The organism is Leisingera sp. MMG026 (genome assembly GCF_021654205.1).
GTDB lineage: Bacteria > Pseudomonadota > Alphaproteobacteria > Rhodobacterales > Rhodobacteraceae > Leisingera.
Map to the genome: position 1 here is coordinate 1 of NZ_JAKFZM010000033.1, position 19,321 is coordinate 19,321.

A 19,321-nucleotide genomic window follows, 5' to 3' on the forward strand; every position below is an offset into this window, starting at 1 on the left:
TGAAATTCAGGGGGTAGCTCAATGTTTCTTCCCCGGAGGTACTCATCGTCTTCGACAGCGCTCTCATGCTGCAGTTCACACACGAACCTGGCACGCACCATTGCACCAAATTCATTTTGTGCATCCACGCACCCATCTGACATGTAGCGCCATCGTCCCATTGATGCCCTGCGCCAACCACCAAAATCAGCGGTGGACAGGCTGGTAAGGCGGTTTGAAATGAGCCTTTGGCAAATCGTCGAGGCATGGAATGGGCGTTGATGATGTGACCGACCCCGACGGCATCACTTTGCCAAGGTGGGCCTGCAGCGATCCACAAAGGAGAGCGGTCATGTCAGAGATTATCACGGCCGGGCTCGATCTGGGGAAGAATGTGTTTCAGGCTCACGGGGCAGATGCAGCGGGGCAGCCTGTTCTGCGCAAGAAGCTGCGGAGGGGTCAGGTGCCGGCCTTCTTCAGCGGGTTGCAGCCCTGTGTTGTCGCGATTGAAGCCTGTGGCGGCGCTCATTTCTGGGGCCGTGAGATCAGCAAACTGGGCTGTGATGTACGGCTCATCCCTCCCGCCTATGTGATTCCCTTTGTCAAACGCCAGAAGAATGATGCAGCCGATGCCGAAGCGACCTGCGAGGCCGCGCTGTGTCCGGCAATGCGCTTTGTACCAATAAAGAGCGAAGAGACACAGCGCGCGGCTATGGTGTTTCGCGTGCGCGAGCTTCTGATCCGGCAGCGGACCCAGGCCATCAATGCACTGCGAGGGCTTTTGAGCGAGTTCGGACAGGTCGCACCGCAAGGGGCGGCCAACGCGTCGAAGCTGATTGCAATCGTCGATGACCCGGAAAGCGGCTTGCCAGCCGATGCCGCCTCCACACTCAAGGTGCTGATCACGGCCCTGACCAAGTTGGAGGCAGAGATTGTCAAACTCGATGCCGGGATCGCCCGCCGGGCCAAGGAAAACGACGTGGCGCGCCGCCTGATGACGGTGCCGGGCATCGGCCCGCTGATCGCTACGGCCATCGCGACCCTTGCTCCGCCACCCGAGACGTCCCGCAAGGCCCGGGACTTTGCGGCATGGCTCGGCCTCACGCCCCGCCAGCATTCGACAGGCGGCAAACAGCGGCTCGGGGCCGCAACGACCCTCCCGGGACATTGCGTGTCGCAATGCCCTGCCGGGCAGCGGATGGGCGAGCGGTCCCTGAGGCGCCTGCTGATCATTGGCGCCAACAGCGTCATCATCAAGCGTCATGTCCATGCCGAGGCCAAGCCAGGCACGTGGCTGGGCGGGATGTTGTCACGCAAGCCACCAATGCTGGTGCGCGTTGCGCTGGCGAATAAAATGGCGCGGATCGTCTGGGCCTTGATAGCCCGGGGTGGCGTCTACCAGTCTCCGGCCACGGTGGCATGAGCCAGCGGTAGGCCGCGAGGACGTCGGAGCACAAGAGGGCAAGGAGCAGTTTGGCGCAACAGTCGTGAGACGGGATCGGAAGAACCAGCCTGCAACAAAGTGCCTGTGAGCACGCGGCGTTGATTTGGGGGCTGATCCGCGAACACCATACGGGCCCTGCGGCGTGTGTGACGCCGAATACATGTCAGCACCCGATGACGCGCCAAGATCAGCTTAGAAAATACTTCTTGCGCAAGGGGCGGTTATACATGTTGCAGAACTTATCGTCGGGACGCGCTTCCCCCTTCCCCCTATGAAGTCAAGCCACGCGTTTAATCTCGGCTTGGCCGAGTGCATTGAAGCGGTTCATGAGGGCAATGCGGATGTGGATTTCGGCGGTCTGCCGGTCGGGGTCTCGTGAAGCGATCCTTCCTCCGAAGGATTTGAGACTGCGCATCCATTGCCCGGCAGTGCATTGCGCAGCAATGTCACGAGAGGGTCGCCTCGATCCGACTTCGGACGTGATAGCCTGGCCAGCGTTTCCAGATCGTCCGCGCAAGGCGCCAGGTCGCCTTGAGAATGTCATTGCGGGCGCTCGCTGCGGGGCAATCCTCCTTCCAGAGGAGCCTCGCTCTTGCGGATGGGTATGATGGCGGTGCCGCCGCGCTTAAGGATTGCGGGGTGGCATCTGCGGGTGTCGAAGGCCCCATCGCCGGTCACTGTGCCGATCAGTTGATCCGGTGGGATCTGGTCAAGCAGGTCAGGAAGGACGGGACTGTCGCCCTCACGGTTTGAGGTGAATTCCACGGCCCGGATGTCGCCGGTGCCTGTGTCCATCGCAAGATGAACCTTGCGGTATTGGCGCCTGCGCCGGGTGCCGTGCTTCCGCGCCAGCCATTCGCCATCACCAAGAAACTTGATCCCTGTGCTGTCCACTAGCTGGTTGAGGGGGGGCGTCCGACGGCTCGAGATTCCGATGGCGATGTTCTTCTGTCTGCGGCCAGGGTGGAAAAGTCGGGAACCGGTCAATCCAGACCAGCCATATGCAGAATGCTCGACACCATCCCGGTCGTTTGCCGGAGCGGCAGGCCGAACAGCACTTTCACCATCAGGCGAACTGGATCGCCGCATCGGAAAACACCGACGGCCGTCCTGGGCGTCCGGCCTTAGGGGCATGCCATACCATGTCCTGGTCTAGCCAGATCAACAGAGAACCACGCCGTTTCAGGGCCTTGTTATAGGACTTCCAGTTCGTAGTGCGATAGCGGGCAGGTTCAGGCTTGCTCATACCGAGCAACTTAACTTACCGGATTCGCAACGTGAATCCCTACACCAAGGAGTTCTGCAACAACGCCGAGTGGGCGCCAAATCTGGTTTTCCAGTAAACACAGGGCTTCCTTGACGCACCCGAAGGCCTCGTTCAAGTTTCCCCTGTGTTCACCATTCCAATTAAATGCGATCCCCCCAGCCCCAGTTCCGCCGGTTCGTCGTTAGGCGTCAGCTTTGCTGGTCGCGGATTTCAGCCACTATGATCTCCATCTGGTCGGCGGGCAGGTAGCCGCGCAGCAACTCATTGCCCAGCACAAAGGTCGGGGTGCCTGAGATTGCCATCTTCTGTGCCAGCGCGCGGGTCTGGCGCAGCACGGCCGTCACCTCTTCGCTGTCCATCTTGGCAAAGATCGCATCGCCATCCAATGACAGCCCGTCCGCGATCCGGCGCAAGGCCACCTCGTTCGGCTCGCTGCCGAATTCAATCAGCGCATCATGCACTTGCTTATAGGCGTCATTCCCCGCAACCAGTTTGGTTGCCACGGCAAAGCGCGACGACAGCACCGAGGCTTCGCCCAGGATCGGGAACTCCTTGATCACCAGGCGGATATTGCCGTCGCCTTTCACCAGCTTTTCCACCTCGGGGGCTGCCCGGCGGCAGTAGCCGCAGCGGTAGTCCATGAACTCAACCAGGGTGATGTCGCCATCCGGGTTGCCGCCGACCCAGGAATAACCATCGTTCTGCAGCTCTGCCAGATTGTCTGTGACCAGCGTGTCATCGCGGACAGCCTCGGCCTGCTGCTGGCGCTGTTCCAGCAGATCAACCGCTTCCAGGATCAGCTCGGGGTTCTCCAGCAGATAGGCACGGATCTGTTCGCCAAAAGCCTCACGTTCGGCTTCTGACATATTGCTGAGGTCCAGCGCCTGCGCCGGGGTGCTCAGCAGGGCGAGGGCAGTGGCTGCCGCCGTGGCAGCGCGGGTAAAGGGTTTCATTTTCGTCTTTTCCTTTTCTGAGCTTGTTCATAGGCCGCCAGCACATCCTGTGCCCGCCGCGCGGCGGCGGATCCTGCAGGCAGCTGGGCGACGGCCCGTTTGGCATGAATTCCGGCGTCATCCAGACGCCCTTGCAAGGCATAGCGTTCGGCGGTGACCAGCGCCGCCAGGCCGCGCTGGCCGGTCTTGGCGTAGGCCAGCGACATGTCGCGCAGCAGCACCTGGTTGCGGAAATCGATGGCGCGGGCGCGTTCCATGGATTGCAGCGCCGCTTTCGGCTGGCCCGCGGCCAGCTGCGCACGCCCGTAACCGGAAAGGATCAGCGGGTCCTTGGGGGCCAGTTTCACCGCCTTGCCATAGGCCGCCAATGCGGCGCCCCATTGCCGGTTCTCTATCAGGATCTGTCCCTTCAGCTCATGATAGAAAGGATCGGAGGGCCGGATCGCCAGCGCGCCATTTACCGCCTTTAGGGCCTTCTTTAAATTCCTCTGCCGGTGATAGGCGGCGGCCTCGCGCATCAGGCGCACGTCTTTGTACTGTTCCTCGCGCACCCGGCGCAGGGTCCATTTCGGGGCACGGGTAAACCCCGACAGCTTGCCGCGCACCCGGGCGAACCAGTATTGCGCCTCAGCACTGGCCTCGCCCTTGTCGCCATGCGCCGCGAGATAGGCCTGAGCGGCGCGGATACGGTCGCGGCTAAGCGGGTGAGAGCGGGTATAGGGGTCCTGGCTGCCGGCACTCAGCACTTCCTGACCGGCAAAGGCGCGGTGCAGATCGACCAGCCCCTGCGGGCTGATGCCGGCACGGTTGAGGTAATCCGCGGCAGAACGGTCGGCCGAGCTTTCTTCGGCGCGGGTATGGGACAGAAACCTGCGCAGCGCGGAATTCTGCGTGCCGATGGCAATGCCGCCCGCGGCGTCGCCCGCACCCGCAGCCGCGGCCAGAACCGCAAGCGCCACGCCTAAACCGGCAGCGCTGCTGGCTGAGCGCAGGTTCTGCATCCGTCGCGCCAGGTGGCCATTGGTGATATGGGCCGCCTCATGGGCGATTACCGCCTGCAGCATCTCGGGGGAGGTCACCTTGAGGATCAGCCCGTAATTCACGAATATCGTTCGCGAATCCAAGACAAAGGCATTGAAGGCGGAATCGTTGACCAGCAGGATCCGGACCCGGTTCGCATTCAACCCCGCGGCCCGCAGCACTGGTGCGGCCAGCTTGTTCAGACCGTGTTCCACGTCAGGGTCACGCAACAGCGAGATCGACGCCGCCTGCGCCGCCGCTGCAAATTGAAACAGCGCGCAAAGCACAAGAGCCGGGATTGACGCCAGCCGGAAGAAACGGTCAAAACTCATGCGCGCACCATGGGAGATCAGAATGCGAAACTCAAGCCGATCCAGCGTTGATCCGTTTATTGTGATGGACGTGATGGAGGCCGCCCGCAAGGCCGAGGAAGCAGGCCGCCATATCATCCATATGGAGGTGGGCCAGCCATCGACGGGGGCGCCCTCCGGTGCGCTGAAGGCGCTGGGGAATGCGCTGGAAAACAATGCTTTGGGCTATACTGTTGCACTGGGTCTGCCGGAGCTGCGCCAGCGTATCGCGCGGCTGTACGGCGACTGGTATAATGTTGATCTCAATCCGGATCGGGTGATCGTGACGCCGGGCTCCTCCGGCGCCTTTCTGCTGAGTTTCACCGCGCTGTTCGACAGCGGCGACCGGGTGGGGATCGGCGCGCCGGGCTACCCGTCCTACCGGCAGATCCTGAAGGCGCTGGGGCTGACGCCGGTGGACATTCAGACCGCACCGGAAAACCGGCTGCAGCCAGTGGCCGCGGATTTGAAGGGGCAGGATCTGGCGGGCCTCATGGTGGCCTCTCCCGCCAATCCATCGGGCACCATGCTGGACCGTACCGCGATGGGCGATCTGATCGACGCGGCGCGGGGTGAGGGCGCCAGTTTCATCTCCGACGAGATCTATCACGGGCTGGAGTATGAGGCGAAGGCGGTCACCGCGCTGGAGCTGACGGATGAGGCTTATGTTATCAATTCCTTCTCCAAGTTCTTCTCGATGACCGGCTGGCGGGTGGGCTGGATGGTGGTGCCCGAGGATCACGTGCGGGTGGTGGAACGTATAGCCCAGAACATGTTTATCTGCGCCCCGCACGCCAGTCAGGTGGCGGCACTGGCGGCGCTTGATTGCGAGGATGAGATGCGCGAAAACCTGGCCGTCTACGCAAAGAACCGCCAGCTGATGCTGGATGGGCTGCCTAAGGCCGGTTTCACCAAAATCGCGCCGCCGGACGGGGCGTTTTATGTCTATGCCGATGTGTCGGACCTGACCGCGGACAGCCGCTGCTTTGCCGCGGAAATCCTTGATAGTGCGGGCGTTGCAGTGACACCGGGGCTGGATTTTGACCTTGTTCGTGGCGCCACCACACTGCGTTTCTCTTATGCGCGATCGACGGCGGATATTGAAGAAGGGCTGGCGCGGCTGGAGAAATTCATGGCCGCGCGCGGCTGACCACAGAAGGCGGATTTTCAATCCGGGCGGAATTGCCTAGTCTGCGCCGAAAACCAAGAACCGGGGTTCAGGCATGGGCAGACTGCTTTCCTTCATAACGCTGATCTGGCTGCTGGCAGCGGGGACTGGGACCGGGGCCTGGGCGCAAGGCTTCAGCGGGCTGGCGCGCATTGATGCGGAGGCCAGCCACACCCGCGATGCCGGACGGGGCGCCGAGATCACGCTGGGCCTTAGCCAGGGGGTTCCGTACCGGCTGTTCACCCTGGTGGAGCCGCCACGGCTGGTGCTGGATTTCCAGGAGGTCGATTGGACCGGGTTGACGGCGGAAAATCTGCTGCAGAGCGAGCAGATCACCGCGGCGCAATTCGGCACCTATGTGCCAGGCTGGTCGCGTTTGGTTTTGCAGCTGGCAGAGCCGATGAAGGTTTCCACGGCAGCTATGACTGTGGACCAGGTGACCGCCGCCGCCCGGCTGGCAGTATCGCTTGCGCCTGCCACGGCGGAAGAGTTTGCCGCCAGCGCCGGCGCCCCGCAGGATCCGCGCTGGGATCTGCCTGCGCCGCAATCCATGCCGGGCAAGGGCGCGCGCGATGAAAATGCACCGCTCCTGGTGATGCTTGATCCCGGACATGGCGGCATTGACCCAGGGGCGGAGACCGAGGTGGTCATTGAGAAACATCTGATGCTGCAATTCGCGCGGGAGCTGGGCGAAGCGCTGCTTCGGTCCGGCCAGTTCACTGTGCTGCTGACCCGGGATGACGACTATTTTGTCTCGCTGGAGCGGCGTATTGCCATGGCGCATCAGGCCGGGGCGGATGTGTTCATCTCGCTGCATGCCGACACGATTTCCGAGGGCCGGGCGCATGGTTCTACCGTTTATACCCTTTCCAAGGAAGCCTCCGACGTGGCCTCGGCCAAGCTGGCAGAGCGGCACCTGCGCGGCGACCTGCTGTCCGGCACTGACCTGAGCCAAGCGGACGATAACGTGACGGCGGTGATGCTGGATCTGGCCCGGCAAGAGACCCAGCCGCGCAGCGATGCCTTGGCGGTGGCGCTGATTGACGGGCTGCGGGGGCAGGGGCGGCCGATCAACAACCGGCCGCTGCGCTCGGCCGGGTTTTCGGTGCTGAAATCGGCTGATATTCCTTCTGTTCTGGTCGAGATCGGCTTTCTGTCCAGCAAGCGGGACCTTGAGAACCTGGTGGATCCGGATTGGCGGGCCCAGGCCGCGCGCGGCATTCTGAACGGGCTGATCACCTGGCGCGCGCAGGACGACGCCCGCCGCACGCTGGTGCGGCAATAGGGGGCAGCGATGAAACTCATCTGGATGTCGGATCTGCATTTCGAGGCTGAGGGGCTGGTTTTGGGGCATGACCCGCGTTTGCGGCTGCAGGCTGCGGTTGATTTTATCGCCAAGCACCATTCTGATGCCTCTGCCTGTCTGATCACCGGCGACCTGGTGGAAACCGGAACGATGCAGAATTACAAGGCGTTGAAGGGGTTTCTTGACAGCTTGCCGATGCCGGTTCTGCCAATGGCCGGCAATCATGATGACCGGGCGGCGCTGCGTGCGGTGCTGCCGTTGCCGGGAACCGCAATGCCCGGGTTTATCCAGTACCGGTGCGATTTCGGGGATCTTTCTGTGCTGTGCCTGGATACGCTGATTCCGGGCGCGGCTGCGGGTGTTCTCTGCGCAGAGCGGATGCGCTGGCTGAAGACAGAGCTGGACGCGCTGAACGGGCGGCCCGCCATCGTGGCCATGCATCACCCGCCGATGATGCTGGGACTGCCGATGCTGGATCCGGACAATCTGCGAAACGGGGACGCGCTGCTGACGTTGCTTTCCGGTTACTCCAACGTGCTGCATCTGCTGGCGGGGCATGTGCACCGGCCCTGCTCCGGCACAGCGCGGGGCATTTCCTTTACCACTGCAAAATCAGTGCTTTACCAGGCTCCGCCACCGTGCCCTGATTGGGACTGGAGCAGCTTCAGACCCGCCGCCGAGGCCCCGGCTCTGACGGTGCTGGAGCACAGCCCAGGCGGGCTGACCCTGCAGCAACTCCAGTTCTGTGACTACGGCTTGGGTGCTCCCGTCACGTAAGACACCGCACAGGGCGGGGAATTGTGCTAGAATTCTCCCATCTCTCTGGCATATATCCGCTGTTTCCTGTTTTGACCCGGGGGACTGCCGCACCTATATAGGCGGCACCTCGCGAGAAAGGCCAAACCCGTGCTTAGGTTCATACTCTCCTTCTTTGGTTCCATCTTCAGCACCCTCACCCTTGGGGTGGCGATGGTGGCGCTGACCATTGGCGCGGTGTTCTGGATCTACGGTCGCGATCTGCCAAGCCACGACTCGCTGTCGCAGTATCAGCCGCCGACCATCAGCCGGATTTATTCCGGCGAAGGCCACATGATCGACGAATTCGCCAAGGAGCGGCGCCTGTTCACACCGTCGGCGGACATTCCGGATCTGGTGAAACAGGCCTTTATCTCGGCGGAGGATAAGAATTTTTACAGCCACGGCGGCTATGATGCCCGCGGTATTGCTGCGGCAGCGATTGAGGCGGTGCGCTCGCGCGGGGCAAATGTGCGCGGCGCCTCAACCATCACCCAGCAGGTGATGAAGAACTTCCTGCTGTCCGGCGACCGCCGCGCCGAGCGCAAGATCAAGGAGATCATCCTTGCCACCCGGCTGGAGGAGACGCTTAATAAGGAGCGGATCCTGGAGCTGTATCTGAACGAGATTTTCCTAGGCCAAAACTCTTATGGCGTGACGGCGGCGGCGCAGACCTATTTCAACAAGACCCTTGGCGAGCTGGCCCCGCATGAGGCGGCAACGCTGGCTGCAATGCCCAAGGCGCCGTCGGATTACCACCCGGTGCGCCAAAATGAACGGCTGCTGGCGCGGCGGAACTATGTGCTGCGGGAGATGCGCGAGAACGGTTATATCTCGCGGGATGTCTACGGCGTCGAGGTGGCGCAGCCGCTGCGTTCGGTGCAGAACGGCGATTTCGAGGGCTTCCGCACTGCGCTGCCGCCGCGCGACTACTTTACCGATGAAATCCGCCGCCAGCTGACCCAGGACTTTGGCGAGGGCGAGTTTTTTACCGGCGGCTTTACCGTGCGGGCCACCATCGACCACGAAATGCAGGCCGAGGCGGCGCTGGCGATGCGCGGCGGTTTGCAGAAGTACGACCGCTCGCGCGGGAAATGGCGCGGTACCGGCGTGACGCTGGAGGAGGCGCAGCTGGCTGATGAGGCCAGCTGGCGTGCCGCGCTGGCCAGTGCCGACGTGTCCCGGGACATTGAACTGGGCGGCAAATGGTATCCGGCCGTGGTGCTGGACGTTGGTGATAAATCGCTGACCGTCGGTGTCGAAGACAATGAGGGCACGGGCACGGTGCCGCGCTCTGACATCAAATGGATGCAGGGCAGCTTTGCCGCGAATTTCACCCGCGGCGATGTGGTGCTGGTCCGGGCCGAGGAAAAAGATGGCACCTTCAGCCATTGGTCGCTGCGTCAGGTGCCGGAAGTGCAGGGCGGCTTTGTCGCGATGGATGTGAACACCGGCCGGGTTCTGGCGATGCAGGGCGGTTTCTCCTACCAGCATTCTGTGTTCAACCGCGCGACCCAGGCGCTGCGCCAGCCCGGCTCCAGCTTTAAGCCGTTTGTTTATGCGGCGGCGCTGGACAGCGGTTACAGCCCGGCGACCATCGTGGTGGACGCCCCGATTGAGATCAACACGCCGCAGGGTCTGTGGCGGCCCAAGAACTCGTCGAACAAATTCTATGGCCCGACGCCGCTGCGGACGGGCATTGAGATGAGCCGGAACCTGATGACTATCCGCCTGGCGCAGGAGGTCGGAATGCCGGTTGTCGCGGGATACGCGGAGCGCTTTGGCGTTTATGACAACATGGGCGCCTTCCTGGCCAACTCGCTGGGGTCCGAGGAAACCACGCTTTACAAGATGGTCGCGGCCTATGCGATGTTCGCCAACGGCGGTGAGCGGGTGCAGCCCACATTGGTGGATCGGGTGCAGGACCGTTTCGGGCGCACCATCTACCGGCATGACGACCGTGACTGTGTCGAATGCGCAGACCCGGATCTGGCCCCCGGCCAGGCGCCGCGGATTGTCACTGACCGCGAACAGGTGATGGATCCGATCACTGCCTATCAGCTGACCTCGATGATGCGGGGCGTGGTGGACCGCGGCACCGCGTCGAGCGTGATCAACCTGCCGGTGCCCACTGCGGGCAAGACCGGCACCACCAATGATTCCCGCGATGTCTGGTTTGTCGGCTTCACTTCCAACATCGTGGCCGGCTGCTACATGGGTTTTGACCAGCCCCGTCCGATGGGCCGCGGCGCCTATGGCGGCACCATGTGCGGCCCGGTGTTCCAGCAGTTCATGAAAAAGGCCACCGAGAAGTTTGGCGGCGGCCCGTTCGACGTGCCGGAAGGCGGCCATTTCATCAAGATCGACCGCTATACCGGCGCACGGCTGCCCGACAATGCGTCAGGCGCCTATGTGGTGGCCGAGTATTTCCGCGACGGCGCCGAGCCGATCTTCGGCCTGACCTATGATGGCGGCTTTGCGATGGGATCGAACCTGCCGCTGATCGAAGAGGTGCAGGAATCGGGGCGCAAAGTGACCACCTCCAGCGGCGGCACCGCCGTGCTGGGGCCCAAGGCGACCTTTGGCACCATCAGTTCCGGCGGGCTTTACTGAAACAAAAGCGCTGCCTCGTGACGCGCCGCAACTTGCCGCGCGGTGGCGCCATAGGTTCCCGTGCTCCAGCGCAGATCGGGCATGATCCGGAACAGCTCCTCGCGCACCGGATCGTCCAGGGCTGAGACGGCCTGGGCGCCGGGATGGAAGCTTTCCGAGGGCGCGCCTTCGGCATAAATGATCTCGTGCTGGTCGAACAACAGGTGCACATAGGTGACAGTGCCGCCGGTTTCCTGCCGGACAGTGCTGCCGTTGACCAGATGCAGCGCCGGGACCAGAACCTCGTTTTCGTCAAACAGCAAAGTTGAAGCAGCGCCGCAAAACAGCATCCGGTGCTGTGGTGACACCAGCAGGTCGCGTTCAGCGCCGAAACACCCGGCCGGGATCCGCACCGGGGCCAGGTTGCCCGTTGCAGGCACCGTCGACTGACTGATCCAGCGCACCGGTTGCAAACCATTGTCGCGGGTGATCACCTGATCGCCCGGATGCAGCGTTTCGATGGCGCGCAGGCCTGCGGTGGTGGCAATTCTGGTTCCGGCCGCGAAGCAGATTATGTTCTCGATACCCGAGAAGCTGACCACACTGCCATCCAGAAGTGTTGCCGTGCCGGTCAGGCTGCCGCCGGTATTGTCGGTTATGTTCAGCGTGCCCTTGTCAAGCTGGCCGTTGAAATCCAGCGTGTCGCCGGTGGTTTGCCCGGTGTTGCCACCGGTGACGGTCATGTTGTTGCTGCCGCTGTCGCCGGTGTCGACTATGGTGAAATAATCGTCGCCGTCACCGCCCGAGGCTGTGTCGCCCTCACCGATGATCAGGCTGTCATCACCGGAACCACCGTCGATGGAGTCGGCTCCGGCGTTGCCTTCCAGTGTATCACCGCCGCCTTCACCCAGAAGGGTGTCGCTGCCGCTGCCGCCGGTCAGACTGTTGTCGCCTCCGGCCCCTTTGACCCAGATATCCGAAGTTCCGATGGACGCATTGAGCGTATCGTCACCGGAATGCAGGTAGTAGCGTTCGAACTCTGAGAAAGTGACGCTATCCCCGCCGACGGAGAAAGAGCCTGCTTCATCACCCGTGAAGGTGATGTTTATGCCGGTGCCGTCGCCATAGAGCTCCAGCATGTCGCCGGAGGTTTCATCGGTTTCGCCGCCCACCAGGGTTTCGCCATCAGGATTTGCCCAAACTGCAACCCAGTCGTCCCCGCCTTCGCCATAGAAGGTATCGTTACCCTCGTCCGTGTCATAGAGGTCGTTGCCATCCCCGCCATAGACAAGGTCATCTCCGGTTCCCGCCCAAAGCGTGTCGTTGCCGCTGCCGCCATAAAGCGTATCATTTCCCGCGCCGCCGGAGATTGTGTCGCTTCCCCCCTGGCCATAGATCAGATCATCGCCGCCGCCGCCGCTGATACTGTCGTCGCCATCAGCGGGGTCCTCCGGCGGCACCGTGAATGTGATGTTCGAGATCGTGTAGTCGGACCCGTCGGTGCCATCGGTTTGCAGGTTGGCCGACAGGACCAGCTGGTCAAAAGCGCCATAACCGTTGATGTCGACGGTCCCGGTGCCTGTTCCGGCCACATCTTCGGTGAAATCCCCCTGGGCGACCAGGACGCCATCTTTGTAGACCGCCCAATGGCCTTCTTCACCGTGACTATCGGAAAACAGGTGCTTGAAGGTGAAGCTGGCGTCGGTTGTATCCTGATCGAAGTCGACGATCAGCTCTTCGGAAATGCCTGATGCTTTGTCATATCCAATCTGCGCGTCAACGCCGCTGTCGGAATCGGAGATGGCCCCGGCAACGCCAAATGCACCATCGTAATAGTCAATATTGGCCGCATTGGCAGTGCCCGACAGGTCCTTGGCCGTGACCGTGAAGCCGCTGCTGGTGTCGGTGACATTGGAGTCATCGATGCTTTCCTGGGTCTCTGCCAGCCCGGCCTCAGAACTGCTGTCGCCATAGATCGTGTCATCGCCTGCGCTGCCTTCCAGGCTGTCATTGCCGTCACCGCCGAACACCATGTCGTCGTCCGCACCGGCATCAACAGTATCATCGCCGGCGCCGGCCTCAACCGTGTCCTGATTGCCCGAGGCGCCGCCGCCGCTGCCATTGTCGATCTGATCGCCATCGCCGTCGGTGTAGCTGCTGTCGATGCTATCTGCACCGCTGGTGCCCTCGACCGGGCCGTCGGTGTCTGTATAGGCGGGCGGACTGTCGGCGCTGGCCGAGCTGAATGAGTCAGGCGGGCCCAGATCCGGCACAAAATAAACGTTGCCGTCAGCGCCGAGATAATAAACCCCGCTTTCAATCTCATTGGTGTAAGGCGTGCCGCCGTGCGAGCCGGTCCAGCTCCAATTGCCGGCGCCCAGGTTCTGGTCCGTGGTGAAGGAGGAATAGGTGGACGTGATCGTATCGCCGTGATCGAGCGATCCGTCTCCAAGCTGGACAAGATACCCGCTGGGCATGGTCCCAATTCCTCAAATTCGCAGCGGGCAGGCTGCTCGCGCGTTCCAGATCCCAAAGTCAAGCAGGCCGCGTTAATTCCGCGTATTTCCGGCTTTGGAAAACGCGCGGCATTTTAGTTGGTTTTTCCGCAGCGGCTGGCGGGCCGGTGCAGGGTCTGGCCGCTTGCCCGCGGCGCAAGGGTGGTTTATCACGCAAGCCTGATCTTAGATTGCAAGGACCTCCCATGCGCGCGGAAACCCAGAACATCGTGGCGGACATCGAGAAATCGCTTGAGCTGCTGGCCCAGCGGTTGAATTGGGAAACCGCCGAATTCCGGCTGGAGGAATTCAACGCGCGGGTTGAGGACCCTAACCTGTGGGACGATCCGGACGCGGCCCAGAAGCTGATGCGCGAACGCCAGGCGCTGGTGGATGCGATCAATACCTACAAGGGCATCAAGCAGGATCTCTCTGACAACATCGAGCTGATTGAGCTGGGCGAGATGGAAGAGGACGAAGAGGTCATCAAGGATGCCGAGGCCGCGCTGAGCGCGCTGAAGGACAAGGCTGCCGAGAAGGAACTGGAAGCGCTGCTGGACGGCGAGGCCGATGCCAATGACACCTTCCTGGAAATCAATGCAGGCGCGGGCGGCACCGAAAGCTGCGACTGGGCCTCGATGCTGGCGCGGATGTATGTCCGCTGGGCCGAGAAGAAGGGTTACAAGGTCGAGCTGCAATCCGAAAGCGCAGGCGACGAGGCGGGCATCAAATCCGCCGCCTACAAGATTTCCGGCCACAACGCCTATGGCTGGCTGAAATCCGAGAGCGGCGTGCACCGGCTGGTGCGGATCTCGCCTTATGACTCGGCGGCCAAGCGGCACACCTCGTTCAGCTCGGTCTGGGTCTACCCGGTGGTGGACGACAATATCGAGATCGACGTGAACCCTTCTGATATCCGGGTCGATACCTACCGCTCCTCGGGGGCGGGCGGCCAGCACGTGAACACCACCGACTCGGCGGTGCGGATTACCCACATCCCGACCGGCATTGTCGTGACCTCCTCCGAGAAATCGCAGCACCAAAACCGCGACATTGCCATGAAGGCGCTGAAATCGCGTCTGTATCAGCAGGAGCTGGACCGCCGCAACGAGGCGATCAACGCCGCCCACGAGGCCAAAGGCGATGCAGGCTGGGGCAACCAGATCCGCTCTTACGTGCTGCAGCCCTACCAGATGGTGAAGGATCTGCGCACCAGCCACGAGACCTCGGATACCAAGGGTGTTCTGGATGGCGATCTGGACGGGTTTATGGGCGCAACGCTGGCGATGAATGTCGCCGGTAAAAGCCGCTCGGAGGCGCAGGGCGAGGACTGATCCGGCGTCGCGCTGCAAACGGCGCGCCAGCTGCAGAATGAAAGAGCCTCAGGGTGCCCGCCCCGAGGCTCTTTTTCCGTGCGCGTTCATTTTACTGTCAACTTATGATACACTAAACCTTGGGGGTTCCGGGCATTGTTTCCGGTAGTGAAACCCCGTTTTAACAATTTCAGCTATTTAACGAGGAGGACTTTGCCATGGCCACGGTAGAGTTGAATCTGACCTTTGACGGTGAAACTATGATCCCCCGGCGCGAAGGCCAAACTGACGTCCCTTGGGACAATCGGTTTCTGAACACCTACAATGTCTTTGAGAGCGACCCTGATAACCGCCTGGTTGCTGATGCGGATCTAACGGGACAGGACTGGACGGCTAAGATCGTTCGCTTCGGCGATGCCGCCAGAACCAACTTGACGCGGATCACTGATATGGACAGCGGCGCAGACCGCCGGATTGATTATCTGGAAGTCGGGTACAATTCCGTGGTGGAACTGGACTCCACCCGCATACGCCAGATCAACGGCTGGGATGGGGAGAAACACGAGGTCAAACTGGGCAACAATCAGGACGGCAGCACGTTCTCCATCATTCTGTTTGCCGAGGAAAACATCGTAAAAACCGGAAATGCCTTTGTGTTCAACATCGAAACCGGCCTGGGCGGCAGTGATGCGGACCGCGCCAAGGGGGATGTGATCACCATTGGCAACGGCGGGGCGGGCACCGTGCGCACGGGAGCCGGCGATGACAAGGTGGTGGTCCGCAAGGGGTTTGCCGAATATGTCAGCACCTCTGGCGGCGATGATACGGTGGTGATCGGTGCCAGCGGCGCCGGCATCGTCCGTACCGGGGATGGCAAGGACAGTGTCCGCACCGGCAAGGAGTGGGTTGAGCTGATCTCAACCGGCGACGGCAAGGATACGGTCGAAATCGGCTCTGGCGGCGCTGGCATGGTTCGGCTGGGCGGAGGAAGGGACGTCGTGAAAGTCTCGGAGACGGATCCCGGTTTCGGACTGAACATTCAGGGCGGCGGCGGCAGAGACACTGTTGATTTCTCGAATTTCGCAACCGGTGTGCAGTTTACGCTCGACTCGGGTGGCGCCTGGCAGAACCCGGGAGCGCCGGGCGGCGATTTGGATGCGGAGGGCGCCGGGTTCTTTCAGGAAACCAGCATCGAAAACCTGACCGGCACCTCGAAGGGAGACAGGCTTACGGGGGATGGCGGGGCCAATCTGCTTGCCGGCAAGGGCGGCAATGACCGGCTGTTTGGTTTGGCTGGCGGTGATACGCTGAACGGCGGCAGCGGTACGGACAGGCTGATCGGCGGCGGCGGTGCGGATACGTTGAACGGGGGCGGCGGCAATGACACGCTGAAGGGCGGCGGCGGCGCCGACACATTTGTATTTGCGCCAGGCAGCGGCGATGATCTGGTCAGGGACTTCATGGATGGCACCGATATCCTGCAAATCAGGGGGCACAGCGGCGGCCTTGGCAGCCTTTTTATCGAGGATGACGGCGGCGACCGTCTGATCACCCATGATGGCGGAACTATCCGGCTGGACGGCGAGGCCGGGCTTGGCCTGACCGCTGATGATTTCATGTTTGTCTGACTGCAAACTGAATTTTCCGGGACAGAAGGCGGACCGGAAGGCCCGTCTTTGCTCTGCACGGGATCCGGGCAGGACCTGACAGGCCAGGCCGCAGCGCTGATCCCGCAGGGTAATTGATAATATACATCCGGAAGGCATTTTTTAACACCGGGATCGCGGCTAGGCTGGCAAAAACACCAAATGGGAGGACAGACCGCGATGACCACCGAAAAGCCCTTTGGGGTGCCGCCGCTGCGGCCGATTTCGACGCAGATGCTGTTTGAGGCACTGCGCCGGGGCTGGGCGGACTTCCGGGCGAAACCTGTTTACGGGCTGTTTTTTGCGGGCTTTTATGTGCTGGCAGGCTGGGCCATGGCCTGGACCACGGTTCAGACCGGCACCACTTTTTGGCTGGTTCTTGCGGCGATCGGCTTTCCGCTGATCGGTCCCTTTGCAGCGGTGGGCCTATATGAGGTCTCGCACCGCCTGGAGCAGGGCAGAGGGATAGCGGTTGGCAGGATCCTTGGCGTGGTTCTGCAGCAAAGCCGCCGTCAGCTGCCGTCTATCTGCGCCATCATCATTGTGGTGTTCCTGTTCTGGTTTTTCCTTGGCCATATGATTTTCGCCCTGTTCATGGGCCATGCCACCATGACCAATATCTCCAGTTCAGCCGAGGTTTTCCTGACCGCCAACGGGCTGGCCATGCTGGCCGTCGGCACCGCAGTCGGCGCGCTGTTTGCGTTGCTGCTTTACATGATCACGGTGATTTCACTGCCGCTGCTGTTGGACCGCGAGGTGGATTTTGTCACCGCGATGATCACAAGTTTCCAATATGTGCAGCAGAATTTTCTGGTGATGATGATCTGGGCCGGTCTGATTGCGGCCGCGACCTTTGCCGCGCTGCTGCCGTGGTTCCTGGGGCTGTTTCTGGTGCTGCCGCTGCTTGGTCACGCCACCTGGCACATCTACCGCCAGGCTGCTGCTGAATAGGGTCAGCAGAAAGGCTGGCCGGTGTGCAGCAGCCGCTGGTGAAAGGGCAGCAGCTCTGCCTCATTGGCGAACCCTGCGCTGCGGGCAGCAGCCAGCACCTGTTTGGTGTCCCGGCCAAGATGTTCATAGACCATCCGCGTCACCCGTTCGCCGGTTTCGTTTTCCCGGACGGTGCGGGCGACGTAACCGGACCAGAAGTTGTTCTCCAGCGAGGCCACCCGGGCCAGATAGTTGAAGGAATAGGTCATGGCATTGCGGCGGGCGATGACAAAGGCGACACCGTCCTCGTGGCCGCTGATGTAGCCGCGGAATTCGCGGACACCGGGACTGTCAGGCAGGCCTTGGCTGCGCATCGCCTCCTTGGCTTCAAAGCCCTTTATGTATGTCACGCCTGCGTCGCGGAAGACATAGACCAGGCCAATGACGAATTTTTCATCATTGATGAAACTGCGGCGGGTGAAGCGGTAGAACCCGGACGGGAAAAACTCTTCCCTCAGCTGCAGCACACCGCGGCCCAGGAAATCGGCGAGAAAGGCACCGTTGATGACCTGGCCGGTTTTTGACAGTTTTTCCACCGGGTCGAGCAGAATGCGGGCATCCACTTCGAAAAACTGGCAGATGCGGTCCAGCACATCCGGGCGCGGAAAGCTCTCGCCGGACAGATACCGGTTGAATTGGGTCCGGTTGATCCCCAGCTGCCGCGACAGTTCTGAAATCGACGGATATTGCCGTGACAATTGACGCAAATTGGCGCCAAACATGTTTCTCAGGTCGGCGGGGGATCGTGTGTGGCTGGTCATCATTGCCCCTGATGGCGTGGCTGATTTTGGTATTTAGCACTATCTGGCAGCGCTTTACGCAAGAAATTGCCGGAGAAGTACGCGCCGCTGAACCCGATCAGCGTCACGCCTGTTGCTAATTCACGTCACCAGGCTAGTCAAGCCGACACAAAATGCAATAGGGCAGCGCGTATTTTAGCATGTTGGCGTCACCTCAATTGTTCCAGAATTGGAATGCGGCAATGCGAGGACTGGTATGATTGGAGTCATCTTATGGAGTGATGAATCCCTGAACAAAGCCGTTATTTGGTGCGATGATCAGGGTGACCTGGCTTTTTACACTAAAAAGCCAGGGGAAGACTTCCAGGAACTGAATCCGGGCGATTGGGTTGAGTTTGAACTAACTTTGAGCGGCAATTGCAGGATTGCGGAAAATCTCGCGGTATTGCTGGAACAGGGCAGCCCGGGCCTGGCAGATCGGCTGTGTGCGGCAGCGGAACGCGGCGCCGAAACGGCGGCGGCAGGGCAGGATATAGGAATCGTGGTGCCCTTTCCGCAGCATTCCGTAAAAAAGCGGCGCGTTGCGGCGCCGCTTCATGTAAGCCGGGGCTGAGACTGCCGGCCCGTGCGCGGGCCGGCTGCAGGGTCAAATTCCACGCAGCAGCGCAGCGACACCGGTGCGGGCAATCTCGGACAGGCCAAGCGGACGCATCAGATCGGCAAAGGCGTCGATCTTTTCCGGCGCGCCGGTGATCTCGAAAACAAAGCTGTTCAGCGTGCTGTCAACCACATTGGCACGGAAGATATCCGCCAGCCGCAGCGCCTCGACGCGTTTTTCGCCTTCACCGGCGACCTTGAGGATCGCCAGTTCGCGCTCTACGGCCACGCCTTCGACGGTCAGGTCATGCACGTCGCGCACCGAAACGATCCGGCCCAGCTGGGCCTTGATCTGTTCAATCACCTGCGGGGTGCCGGTGGTGACGATGGTGATGCGCGATAGATGGCCGGTATGATCAACTTCGGCCACGGTCAGGCTTTCAATGTTGTAACCGCGGCCCGAGAACAGACCGATGACACGGGCGAGAACACCGGGTTCGTTTTCCACCAGAACCGCAATTGTGTGCCGCTCCTGCACATCCGAAAACGTCGGGCGCAGGTTATAGGCGGAATGGCGGGTGGAGCCTTTTTTAATATGCAGGGCAGACATGTCGTGCCTTTCTCTCGTATGTCGCTGCCAGGAAAATTCGAATTTTCCTGGCAAAT

General features: G+C 61.4%; 14 protein-coding genes and 1 pseudogene. 9 read left to right on the plus strand and 6 right to left on the minus strand.

From position 1 onward, the window contains the following. Positions 1–331 precede the first annotated feature (331 nt). On the plus strand, positions 332–1,402 hold the full coding sequence (locus L1069_RS16800) for an IS110 family transposase (RefSeq protein ID WP_237456443.1): 1,071 nt from the start codon (positions 332–334) through the stop codon (positions 1,400–1,402). Positions 1,403–1,700: 298 nt separating this feature from the next. On the opposite strand, the pseudogene L1069_RS16805 reads toward L1069_RS16800, so the two are convergent. From L1069_RS16805 to L1069_RS16815, 3 genes and pseudogenes are all read right to left on the minus strand, one after another. Then, positions 1,701–2,669 (minus strand): annotated as a pseudogene (locus L1069_RS16805) (IS5 family transposase). A gap of 209 nt (positions 2,670–2,878) precedes the next feature. Continuing rightward, positions 2,879–3,643, minus strand: a complete 765-nt coding sequence (locus L1069_RS16810) for a DsbA family protein (RefSeq protein WP_237456444.1) — start codon at positions 3,641–3,643, stop codon at positions 2,879–2,881. Then, positions 3,640–4,995, minus strand: a complete 1,356-nt coding sequence (locus tag L1069_RS16815) for a M48 family metalloprotease (RefSeq protein ID WP_211037993.1) — start codon at positions 4,993–4,995, stop codon at positions 3,640–3,642. Before L1069_RS16815 ends, L1069_RS16810 begins: the two co-directional genes overlap by 4 nt. A gap of 22 nt (positions 4,996–5,017) precedes the next feature. On the opposite strand from L1069_RS16815, the gene L1069_RS16820 reads away from it, so the two are divergent. From L1069_RS16820 to L1069_RS16835, 4 genes are all read left to right on the plus strand, one after another. Then, positions 5,018–6,163 carry an aminotransferase class I/II-fold pyridoxal phosphate-dependent enzyme gene (locus L1069_RS16820; RefSeq protein ID WP_237456445.1) on the plus strand — a complete coding sequence of 382 codons (1,146 nt, stop codon included), beginning with the start codon at positions 5,018–5,020 and terminating at the stop codon, positions 6,161–6,163. 73 nt (positions 6,164–6,236) lie between these two features. Beyond that, positions 6,237–7,466 carry an N-acetylmuramoyl-L-alanine amidase gene (locus L1069_RS16825; protein WP_237456446.1) on the plus strand — a complete coding sequence of 410 codons (1,230 nt, stop codon included), beginning with the start codon at positions 6,237–6,239 and terminating at the stop codon, positions 7,464–7,466. Positions 7,467–7,475: 9 nt separating this feature from the next. Beyond that, positions 7,476–8,264 carry a phosphodiesterase gene (locus L1069_RS16830; RefSeq protein ID WP_237456447.1) on the plus strand — a complete coding sequence of 263 codons (789 nt, stop codon included), beginning with the start codon at positions 7,476–7,478 and terminating at the stop codon, positions 8,262–8,264. A 129-nt stretch (positions 8,265–8,393) separates the two neighbouring features. After that, positions 8,394–10,895 carry a PBP1A family penicillin-binding protein gene (locus tag L1069_RS16835; protein ID WP_237456448.1) on the plus strand — a complete coding sequence of 834 codons (2,502 nt, stop codon included), beginning with the start codon at positions 8,394–8,396 and terminating at the stop codon, positions 10,893–10,895. Here the strand turns inward: L1069_RS16835 and L1069_RS24185 are convergent. Then, positions 10,889–13,351, minus strand: coding sequence for a Hint domain-containing protein (locus L1069_RS24185; RefSeq protein ID WP_275423084.1), 2,463 nt, complete (start codon positions 13,349–13,351; stop codon positions 10,889–10,891). The two genes, L1069_RS16835 and L1069_RS24185, sit on opposite strands and share 7 nt — an antisense overlap. Before the next feature lie 224 nt (positions 13,352–13,575). Here L1069_RS24185 and prfB point away from each other — a divergent pair, with 224 nt between their 5' ends. The 3 genes from prfB to L1069_RS16865 all read left to right on the plus strand — a co-directional run bounded on the left by prfB (position 13,576) and on the right by L1069_RS16865 (position 17,279). Beyond that, positions 13,576–14,703 carry a peptide chain release factor 2 gene (gene prfB, locus L1069_RS16855; RefSeq protein ID WP_129370475.1) on the plus strand — a complete coding sequence of 376 codons (1,128 nt, stop codon included), beginning with the start codon at positions 13,576–13,578 and terminating at the stop codon, positions 14,701–14,703. Between the two features lie 197 nt (positions 14,704–14,900). After that, positions 14,901–16,310 (plus strand): hypothetical protein, encoded by a 1,410-nt coding sequence (locus L1069_RS16860; protein WP_237456449.1) that lies wholly within the window; start codon positions 14,901–14,903, stop codon positions 16,308–16,310. A gap of 198 nt (positions 16,311–16,508) precedes the next feature. Then, positions 16,509–17,279, plus strand: coding sequence for a DUF2189 domain-containing protein (locus L1069_RS16865; RefSeq protein ID WP_129372874.1), 771 nt, complete (start codon positions 16,509–16,511; stop codon positions 17,277–17,279). Between the two features lie 2 nt (positions 17,280–17,281). On the opposite strand, the gene L1069_RS16870 is transcribed toward L1069_RS16865, so the two are convergent. Next, positions 17,282–18,079 carry a helix-turn-helix transcriptional regulator gene (locus tag L1069_RS16870; protein ID WP_237456450.1) on the minus strand — a complete coding sequence of 266 codons (798 nt, stop codon included), beginning with the start codon at positions 18,077–18,079 and terminating at the stop codon, positions 17,282–17,284. A gap of 235 nt (positions 18,080–18,314) precedes the next feature. On the opposite strand from L1069_RS16870, the gene L1069_RS16875 reads away from it, so the two are divergent. After that, positions 18,315–18,671, plus strand: a complete 357-nt coding sequence (locus tag L1069_RS16875) for a hypothetical protein (RefSeq protein WP_134829610.1) — start codon at positions 18,315–18,317, stop codon at positions 18,669–18,671. Between the two features lie 33 nt (positions 18,672–18,704). On the opposite strand, the gene ilvN is transcribed toward L1069_RS16875, so the two are convergent. After that, a complete protein-coding gene (gene ilvN / locus L1069_RS16880) occupies positions 18,705–19,265 on the minus strand; it encodes an acetolactate synthase small subunit (RefSeq protein WP_129370479.1) in 561 nt (186 codons plus the stop codon). Positions 19,266–19,321 lie beyond the last annotated feature (56 nt).

What these genes read in the sequence shown, in the direction of transcription:
- L1069_RS16800 (WP_237456443.1), top strand. Translation starts at nt 332, where the DNA reads ATGTCAGAGATTATCACGGCCGGGCTCGATCTGGGGAAGAATGTGTTT.
- L1069_RS16810 (WP_237456444.1), bottom strand. Translation starts at nt 3,643, where the DNA reads ATGAAACCCTTTACCCGCGCTGCCACGGCGGCAGCCACTGCCCTCGCC.
- L1069_RS16815 (WP_211037993.1), bottom strand. Translation starts at nt 4,995, where the DNA reads ATGAGTTTTGACCGTTTCTTCCGGCTGGCGTCAATCCCGGCTCTTGTG.
- L1069_RS16820 (WP_237456445.1), top strand. Translation starts at nt 5,018, where the DNA reads ATGCGAAACTCAAGCCGATCCAGCGTTGATCCGTTTATTGTGATGGAC.
- L1069_RS16825 (WP_237456446.1), top strand. Translation starts at nt 6,237, where the DNA reads ATGGGCAGACTGCTTTCCTTCATAACGCTGATCTGGCTGCTGGCAGCG.
- L1069_RS16830 (WP_237456447.1), top strand. Translation starts at nt 7,476, where the DNA reads ATGAAACTCATCTGGATGTCGGATCTGCATTTCGAGGCTGAGGGGCTG.
- L1069_RS24185 (WP_275423084.1), bottom strand. Translation starts at nt 13,351, where the DNA reads ATGCCCAGCGGGTATCTTGTCCAGCTTGGAGACGGATCGCTCGATCAC.
- prfB (WP_129370475.1), top strand. Translation starts at nt 13,576, where the DNA reads ATGCGCGCGGAAACCCAGAACATCGTGGCGGACATCGAGAAATCGCTT.
- L1069_RS16860 (WP_237456449.1), top strand. Translation starts at nt 14,901, where the DNA reads ATGGCCACGGTAGAGTTGAATCTGACCTTTGACGGTGAAACTATGATC.
- L1069_RS16865 (WP_129372874.1), top strand. Translation starts at nt 16,509, where the DNA reads ATGACCACCGAAAAGCCCTTTGGGGTGCCGCCGCTGCGGCCGATTTCG.
- L1069_RS16870 (WP_237456450.1), bottom strand. Translation starts at nt 18,079, where the DNA reads ATGACCAGCCACACACGATCCCCCGCCGACCTGAGAAACATGTTTGGC.
- L1069_RS16875 (WP_134829610.1), top strand. Translation starts at nt 18,315, where the DNA reads ATGATTGGAGTCATCTTATGGAGTGATGAATCCCTGAACAAAGCCGTT.
- ilvN (WP_129370479.1), bottom strand. Translation starts at nt 19,265, where the DNA reads ATGTCTGCCCTGCATATTAAAAAAGGCTCCACCCGCCATTCCGCCTAT.